Source organism: Frankia sp. AgB1.9, assembly GCF_016786355.1.
GTDB lineage: Bacteria > Actinomycetota > Actinomycetes > Frankiales > Frankiaceae > Pseudofrankia.
Map to the genome: position 1 here is coordinate 1 of NZ_JADWYX010000175.1, position 7,694 is coordinate 7,694.

The 7,694-nt window shown below is 71.0% G+C and carries 8 protein-coding genes; 3 read left to right on the forward strand and 5 right to left on the reverse strand.

Features of this window, described 5'->3' with window-relative positions; all coding sequences use genetic code 11:
- A partial coding sequence (locus tag I6A60_RS38160) for a response regulator (protein ID WP_203017221.1) occupies positions 1-515 on the reverse strand: 515 nt, incomplete at its 3' end.
- Between the two features lie 258 nt (positions 516-773).
- Here I6A60_RS38160 and I6A60_RS38165 point away from each other — a divergent pair.
- The gene (locus I6A60_RS38165; RefSeq protein WP_203017220.1) at positions 774-2,393 is read left to right on the forward strand and encodes an ABC-F family ATP-binding cassette domain-containing protein; all 1,620 of its coding nucleotides are present in this window, start codon (positions 774-776) and stop codon (positions 2,391-2,393) included.
- A gap of 13 nt (positions 2,394-2,406) precedes the next feature.
- Here the strand turns inward: I6A60_RS38165 and I6A60_RS38170 are convergent, their stop codons facing one another.
- Positions 2,407-3,837 carry an NAD(P)-dependent oxidoreductase gene (locus I6A60_RS38170; RefSeq protein ID WP_203055838.1) on the reverse strand — a complete coding sequence of 477 codons (1,431 nt, stop codon included), beginning with the start codon at positions 3,835-3,837 and terminating at the stop codon, positions 2,407-2,409.
- 196 nt (positions 3,838-4,033) lie between these two features.
- Between I6A60_RS38170 and I6A60_RS38175 the strand changes: the two genes are divergently transcribed.
- Together I6A60_RS38175 and I6A60_RS38180 are read left to right on the forward strand one after the other, a co-directional pair.
- Positions 4,034-4,828: a hypothetical protein gene (locus tag I6A60_RS38175; RefSeq protein WP_203024779.1), complete on the forward strand. Its 795-nt coding sequence runs from the start codon at positions 4,034-4,036 to the stop codon at positions 4,826-4,828.
- Between the two features lie 188 nt (positions 4,829-5,016).
- Positions 5,017-6,528 (forward strand): recombinase family protein, encoded by a 1,512-nt coding sequence (locus I6A60_RS38180; protein ID WP_203024780.1) that lies wholly within the window; start codon positions 5,017-5,019, stop codon positions 6,526-6,528.
- Positions 6,529-6,555: 27 nt separating this feature from the next.
- Here I6A60_RS38180 and I6A60_RS38185 read toward each other — a convergent pair whose 3' ends face one another.
- The 3 genes from I6A60_RS38185 to I6A60_RS38195 form a co-directional block, all read right to left on the reverse strand.
- On the reverse strand, positions 6,556-6,885 hold the full coding sequence (locus tag I6A60_RS38185; protein ID WP_203024781.1) for a hypothetical protein: 330 nt from the start codon (positions 6,883-6,885) through the stop codon (positions 6,556-6,558).
- Positions 6,886-7,025: 140 nt separating this feature from the next.
- On the reverse strand, positions 7,026-7,310 hold the full coding sequence (locus tag I6A60_RS38190) for a replication initiator (protein ID WP_374113493.1): 285 nt from the start codon (positions 7,308-7,310) through the stop codon (positions 7,026-7,028).
- A gap of 107 nt (positions 7,311-7,417) precedes the next feature.
- Positions 7,418-7,694: WD40 repeat domain-containing protein (locus I6A60_RS38195; RefSeq protein WP_374113491.1), on the reverse strand; the 277-nt coding region annotated here is incomplete at its 5' end.

A 7,694-nucleotide genomic window follows, 5' to 3' on the forward strand; every position in this document is an offset into this window, starting at 1 on the left:
CGTAGCAGTGGGGTGGGGAGCAGGCCGCGTTCGAGCCGGGCGTTCTCCTCGGCTCGCAGCTGCGACTCGTGCAGGTCGCGGGCGGCCTGCTCGGCGGCGCGGCGCTCGATGGCGTAGCGCACCGCCCGGACCAGGCCCTTGCCGTCGCTCTCGCCTTTGACCAGGTAGTCCTGGGCGCCGGCCGCCATGGCTTCGACGCCGCGGTGTTCGTCGGCCAGGCCGGTCAGGACGACGATCGCGGCGTCCGGGGCGATGGCGCGCAGGGTTTCCAGGGCGGACAGGCCGTGGCTGTCCGGCAGCCCGAGGTCGAGCAGGATGCACCGGGCCCCGGCGGCCTTGACGCGAGCCTCGGCGATGCTGACCGCCCGTAGCAGCCGGATCGGGGCCGAGGTCTCCTGGAGCAGTTCCTCTACGAGGAAGGCGTCGCCGTCGTCGTCCTCGACGAGCAGGACGGGCCAGACGGTCTGGCCAGGCTCGGCCGCCGCATGTGCCGGCAGCTCGGCCACGCTCTGCATGGGGCTCGGTCGTCCTTTCGGTGCTCCGTCCGATCTGTCCGGGTATCGGTCGCGATCGGACTTTCGGCCAGGTTCCTACCGGCCTGGGCTGGTAGGACAGCATGACACGCGGTAGTGCATGTCGTTCCTGCCCTGCGGGAAGATTACGTCCACCGCCCGCTCGGCCAGACCCGGACGATCACGAAACCGTCGCCGGCCGCGGCGCCCCGACGGATCTAAGGGTTTGCCAGGCCGTGGCACGGCCGAGAGGATCCGCTCATGGGGCATCTGGAAGTGGCGCACGTCGAGTACTACCTGCCGGACGGGCGGGTGCTGTTCTCGGACACGTCCTTCCGGGTGGGAGAAGGCGCGAAGACCGCCCTGGTGGGCGCGAACGGGGCCGGCAAGACGACGCTGCTGCGGCTGCTGTCGGGCGAGCTGAAGCCGCACGGCGGGACGGTCGTCGTCAGCGGCGGGCTCGGCGTGATGCAGCAGTTCGTCGGGTCGGTGCGCGACGAGCGTACGGTCCGTGACCTGCTGGTCTCGGTGGCCGAGCCGCGGGTCCGGGAGGTGGCGGGCCAGGTCGACGCGGCCGAGCTGGCCATGATGGAGCGCGACGACGAGCCGGCGCAGCTGCAGTACGCGCAGGCGCTGAGCGACTGGGCCGAGGTCGGCGGCTACGACGCCGAGACCGTCTGGGACACGTGCACGATGGCCGCGCTCGGCACGCCGTACGAGCGGGCGCAGTGGCGCGAGGTCAGGACGCTGTCCGGCGGGGAGCAGAAACGCCTCGTCCTGGAGGCGCTGCTGCGCGGGCCGGACGGGGTGCTGCTCCTCGACGAGCCCGACAACTATCTCGACGTGCCGGGTAAGCGCTGGCTCGAAGAACAGCTGAAGACGACGCGCAAGACGGTGTTGTTCGTCTCGCACGACCGGGAGCTGCTGTCCCGCGCCGCCGAGAAGATCGTCAGTGTCGAGCCGAGCCCGGCCGGCTCCGACGTGTGGGTGCACGGCGCAAGCTTCGAGACGTACCACGAGGCCCGTCAGCAGCGTTTCGAACGGTTCGAGGAGCTGGGCCGGCGCTGGGACGAGAAGCACGCCCAGCTGAAGCGGCTCGTCGCCGACCTGCAGCAGTACGCCGCTCGCAGCCCCGACATGGCGTCGCGCTATCACGCCGCGAAGACCAGGCTGCGCAAGTTCGAGGAGATCGGCCCGCCGCCGGAGCCGCCGCGCCGGCAGGACATCCGGATGCGGCTGCGGGGCGGCCGGACCGGAGTGCGCGCGCTGACGTGCGCCGGGCTGGAGCTGACCGGGCTGATGCGCCCGTTCGACCTGGAGGTGTTCTACGGCGAACGGGTCGCGGTCCTCGGCTCGAACGGCTCCGGGAAGTCGCACCTGCTGCGGCTGCTCGCCGGCCAGCCCGTCGCGCACACCGGCCAGTGGAAGCTGGGGGCACGCGTCGTGCCGGGGCACTTCGCGCAGACCCACGCCCATCCGGAGCTCGCCGGCCACACCCTCGTCGACATTCTCTGGAAGGACCACGCCAAGAACCGCGGCGGCGCGATGAGCATGCTGCGCCGCTACGAGCTCGAACCGCAGGGCGACCTGCCGTTCGAGAAGCTGTCGGGCGGCCAGCAGGCGCGGTTCCAGATCCTGTTGCTGGAACTGGCCGGCAGCACCGCCCTGCTGCTCGACGAGCCGACCGACAACCTCGACCTGGAATCCGCCGAGGCGCTGCAGACGGCGCTGGAGTCGTTCGAGGGCACCGTCCTCGCGGTCACCCACGACCGCTGGTTCGCGCGTACCTTCGACCGGTTCCTGGCGTTCGGCATGGACGGTCAGGTCAGGGAGACCGCTGAGCCGGTCTGGGACGAGGGCCGGGTCGAGCGCAGTCGGTGACCTACGCGGTGACCTACGAGGTGGGCTCGACCTGGGCCAGGAACCGGTTGGCCACGGCCTGCTTGGCGTAGCCCGCTGGGTCCCGGACACAGTCGGGGCACCAGTGCCCGGCGGTGAGGACGAGGCGGGGGCTGCCGGTGAACTCGTGCCCGTCGGCGCACCGCCAGCGCAGCGGTGCCGTGACGTCGCCCGCCGGCAGGTTCTCGGACAGCAGCTCGCCGCCGCGGAAGGCGGCGGCGGCGGCGAAGTCGTCGTCGGTCCAGGCAGCCGAATCCTTCGACTCGTCATAGCCGTGGTCGAGCAGGCGGGGAGTACGGTCCGGCGTCGGGATCTGGAAGGTGGACCAGTCGCCGATCGCCTCCCAGTCCGCGCGGGAACCGAAATACGCCCGAATGCGCGCGTCGTCGTCGGCCCGGATCCACGCCATGCTTCCCCGCGGCTGCCGGGTGAGCGGGCCGATCACGAGATTCTTCACGACCGCCGCCGGGATCCTCCCCGCCAGGCGCACCGATCGCGGACACGCCCCGACGGCCCGGGCCAGCGCGTCGTCGACCGTGTCGCGCCGGAACGGAACGAGGCTCTCCAGGTCGTCGGAGTCGGTGTACCACTGGCCGTGGAAGTTGCGGGTGGCGAACCAGTTGCGGTCATACCAGCGCCGGATGTCCGTCACCCCGAGGGTGGTGCCCAGCCGGACCTGCATCTCCCAGTTGGTCAGCCGCCAGGCGGCGCCGCCACCGATGTTGTAGACCCGGCCCCAGAAGTGCTCGGGCACGCCGTCCTCGCAGATGTTGGCGAGCAGCCGGGCCGAGTCCTCGGCGGTCGCCCACTCCATCACGCCGGCGAACGGCACGTGGGTCATGATCGCGTCGCGGATCTCCAGCATTCCGGAGTGGAAGATCCCGGTCTGGCGCAGCCACACCCAGCGCGGCAGCCCGGACTCGACCAGGGCCCGCTCAGCGATGATCTTGCTCTGTCCGTATTCGTCGAACTGGGAGACCCGAAGCGGGTCGCCGACCCGGCCCCAGTGATAGGGCGGGTTCCGGTCGCCGGTCTCGGCCACCGAACCGATCATGACGACGCTGATCGCGCCGGGATCGGCCTGGGCCTGAACCGCCCTGATGATGTTCCGGGTCCCGCCGACGTTCACCCGGTGGGTGAGCTCCGGCTGGTCGTCGGCCTGCGGGGAGACGATGGCGCCGACGTGCAGGACGTAGTCGCTGCCGCGCACACATCGTTCGACGGCGTCGTAGTCCGTCAGGTCACCCCAGACGACCCGCAGGTTCGGCAGGTCGGCGAACTCCGCGATGGCGGCGCGCTCGCCCCGGGTCGGCAGCACCAGGGCCACGACGTCGAACCGGTCCGCCCTTGCGGCGAACTCGCGCAGGACCCGGCGGCCCCAGTTGCCGGTCGCGCCGGTCAGGAACACCCGCCGTCTTCGGCTCATCCCAGCCCGCTTTCCCCGCTCGCCCAGCGACCTCGCGAAGCGGCTCCGCGCCCTCGGCGACCGTGCCGCCGCCGGCCTTTCCCGGGGACACCTTCGCACGCGGACCGCCCCTCAGGGGCGCCCACCGCCCCGACCGCCACGGTGTCCAGGCGCGAACCGGGCCGCCCGCGATCCATGGCCAGGTGACGGAACAACCGTGACGCTGGCGCTGAAACTCCTGCTCGCACCGCTGCTGGTCGTGGCGTCCTCCCTCGCCGGACGGCGGTGGGGGCCGGCGCTGGCGGGCACGTTGGTCGCGTTGCCGGTCGTCGCCGGCCCGATCCTGCTCATCACCGACCTCCAGCACGGCCGGCAGTTCGCCGCCCAGGCCGCGAACGCCGCACTGCTCGGACTGGTGACGCTCGCCCTGTTCGCCGTCGTGTTCGCCTACGAGTCCCGGACGCTGGGGTGGAAAAGCAGCCTGGCGCTCGGCTGGTGCGCGAGCCTCACCGCCGACCTCGCCCTGTCGTCGCTCGTGGTACCGCCGCCGATCGGACTTCTTCTCGCGCTGTTGGCGACGGGTACCGCCGTCGCGGTGATGCCGGCGGCGCACCCCGTCAACGGAGGGCCGACCCTGCCCGCGCCGCCGAGGTGGGATCTTCCTGGCCGGGCGCTCGCGACGGCTTTTCTCGTTCTTTCGCTCACGGGAGCCGCCGCCACCCTCGGCCCCCGCCTCACCGGCGTGCTCGCGCCGTTTCCCATCGCCACGAGCGTTGTCGCGGCCTTCACGCTGGCCCAGGCCGGCCACCCGCCGACGGCCACACTGCTGCGCGGCGTGCTGCGTGGCCTGACTGGTTTCGCGACGTTCTGCTTCCTGGTCGCGGAGCTCGTCGGCCCGGCCGGCACGTTTCTGGCTTTCTCCGCGGCGCTCGTGGCCGCCGTCCTGGTCCAGCTCGTCGTCACCCAGGCAGCGGCACGAGTCGGCAGGCGCGTTGATAGGTACCGCGGATAGCGGGCGTCCGAAACCGGCGTACCTGCGCTGTTGTGATCTTCGAGGCTGGTCTCGGGGGTCGGATGGCCTACGCAACCGGCGATCTTCGGCTCGTCTCGGCGCCCTCGGGGGTCATGATCGCGGACTGCGCACCGATGTCTCAGGTGGTACAGGTTTCTCGGTCGCGGTCGGGCCGTAGGTTTGATCGCATGGTGGGTCGTCCGTTGCGGTATGTGGCGTATCTGCGTCGGTCGGTCGACCAGACGGGCGAAGCGTTGGGCGTGGAGGCCCAACGGCAACTGATCTTGTCGTGGGCTGCCGTGCACGGTGTGACGGTCGCCGAGTTCTACTGCGACAACGGGATCACGGCGAGCCGTGACGATGTTGTCCGGCCGGACTATCAGCGGATGATCGCCGATATCGCGGACAGCGGCGACGTGCCGATGGTGCTGGTCGTGGAGGCTTCCCGGCTGAACCGGGAGGAAGTGGCCGTGGCCGCGTTCTCTCGGTTGATGCGCCAGGCTGCCGGTTCGGTCGTGGCGATCGACATCACGGGCGGCTCGACGGTCTATGACCTGGCGACCACGGCCGGTCGGGTGGCGTTTCGGGACAAGGCCACGGACGCAGTCAACGAGTCCGAGCAGATCACCGACCGGATGTTGCGTTGGCATGCCCGCAAGCGCGAGGCCCACGAGTGGTCCGGAGGCGGCCGTCCGTATGGGTGGCGCCGTACTGTCGGCCTGTCCCCGAACGGCAAGAAGATCATCGTGACGTGGGTGGTGGACGACCAGGCGGCCACGGTCGTGCGAGAGATCGCGCGGCGGCTCTCGGCGGGTGAGGCGACGGGGAAGATCTGCGCGGACCTGAACCGTCGGGAGATCCCTGGGCCGGGCAAGACCCATCACGAGCACGAGCCGACGTTGTGGTCGATGACCGTGCTGCGTCAGATGATGCGTAACCCGCGGCTTGCCGGCTGGTATGCCGAGCCGACGGGCCAGGGTGGCTGGTCACGGATCGAGCGCAAAGGCCAGTTTCCCGCTCTGCTGTCCGATGCCGAGTTCGACGCGGTCCAGGTCGCGTTGGACACCGCGAGCCGACGCCTCAGCACCGGGACGAAAGCCCGCCGGTTGCTGGCGGGGGTCGTCGTCTGCGCGGTGTGTCAGTCGAAGCTGCGCCCGGTCCCGTTGGGCGAGGGCTACCGGTACAACCACGCGCCGTTGACGATGTCGCGTAGGCGGACCGTGCGCGACTGCGAGGGGCCGACGTCGATCGACGGGGTAGCGCTGGAGGAAGCGATCCGCTGGGCGGTGGGCGACTATCTGGCCCGCCAGCCGTTGGAGCCCAAGGAGGACACCCCGGCGGGGCTGGTCGAGCAGCGGGCCGCGAAGGAACGCCGCCTCGACGAGTTGGCCGCCCAGGTCGCGGCTGAGGAGATGACGTTGGAGCTGGCCGGCCGCACCGAGAAGATCATTCTCGGGGAGATCGCGGAGCTTGATCGGAAGATCCGTGGTCAGCGTCGGGTCCGAGCGTCGCTCGCCGGCCCGGACGCGGCCCGCATCTGGGAGACCGCTGACACCACGACGCCAGGCGGGTTGACGGCCGCGCGCAAGGTGCTGACGGACGTGGTGGACCGCATCGAGATCACCCCGGGCAAGCAAGGCCGCCGCCCGTTCGACATCACCCGCGTCCGCATCCACTGGACCGACGAAGCCCCCGCCTGACCCGAGCAGGCAGCGACACCCCCGATCTCAGCGTCGGGGGTGTCGCGGCACGCGCCCGTTTTCCCCGCTCGCACCGGCCGCGAGGCTGGTCAGGACAGCGACGATCGACGCCGCTTTCGCGTCACTCGGCGCCGGGGCACGCGCGAGCTGCTCACCGACCCAACGCCGAACCGCCTCCACATCCGGCAGCGCAGACGCCCGCACGGGCAGCACCTCGGAGGCCACCGGCACGGCCAGGGCGCCATCCGGCGCCGCCGGCTCGACGTCCACCGCGCCCGCAGCGGGGGCCCACCCACCCACCCCACCCGCGTCCGCCGCGACAGCGTCGACCGACACCACAGGCACGGGCACGGGCACGGGCAGAGGGTCAACAGCGGGAGCGGCACCTACGGTGCTCATCTCCCCCACGGCCACCTGTCCGACAGGTTCGCCGGAGCCGGCCGGTTCGAGGTCGAACGGCAGCGCCCTCTCACCCGGCAGCGGACCACCCCGCCGCCTCACGACCCACCACCCGACGCGGGATCGCGGCCACGGCCGGCATAGCGCCAGGACCCGAGAACCACGGTCTGTGGGTCGCCGTCGAGCCGGCCGAACTCATCGACCGCCACGTAGCCGCCGGTGTCGTCGGTGGCGAACGGACGGCCGGTCAGGGCTGCCGCGAGCATCCGCGCCCACCGCCGCCGCACCGCACGGACCGCCCCGAACGTGGTCGAGTACCGCCGCGACTTCGATATCCAGTGGCCGCAGCAAAACGGCGAACTAGAGAGCGAATGGTGACTCAGATCACGTGGTGATTGCGGTTACCGGAGCGCTGTTACCTACGCAGGTGTACGTAGTGGCAACGTCTGACCTGAGCAGACTTAGCCTGTCGGCTGTAGGGCAAGCGGCTTCAGCGCGTTCGCCAGAGTTGCGCCGTCTTGTCGAAGCTTCCGGTGGCGAGGATGTGCCCGTCGGCCGTGAACGCCACCGACCACACGCCGGAGGTGTGGCCGGTGAGGGGTTGGCCGAGTTGGCGGGCGTTGGCCGGGTCGGTGACGTCCCACAGCCGAACCGTTCCGTCGAAGCTCCCGGTGGCAAGGGTGCAGCCGTCGGCCGTGAACGCCACCGACGCCACGGTGCTGGTGTGGCTGGTAAGCGGTTGGCCGATCGGTCGGGGCCACGTGGGG

Coding starts and splice junctions, on each gene's coding strand:
- I6A60_RS38180 (WP_203024780.1), top strand. CDS start 5,017: ATGGTGGGTCGTCCGTTGCGGTATGTGGCGTATCTGCGTCGGTCGGTC.
- I6A60_RS38165 (WP_203017220.1), top strand. CDS start 774: ATGGGGCATCTGGAAGTGGCGCACGTCGAGTACTACCTGCCGGACGGG.
- I6A60_RS38170 (WP_203055838.1), bottom strand. CDS start 3,837: ATGAGCCGAAGACGGCGGGTGTTCCTGACCGGCGCGACCGGCAACTGG.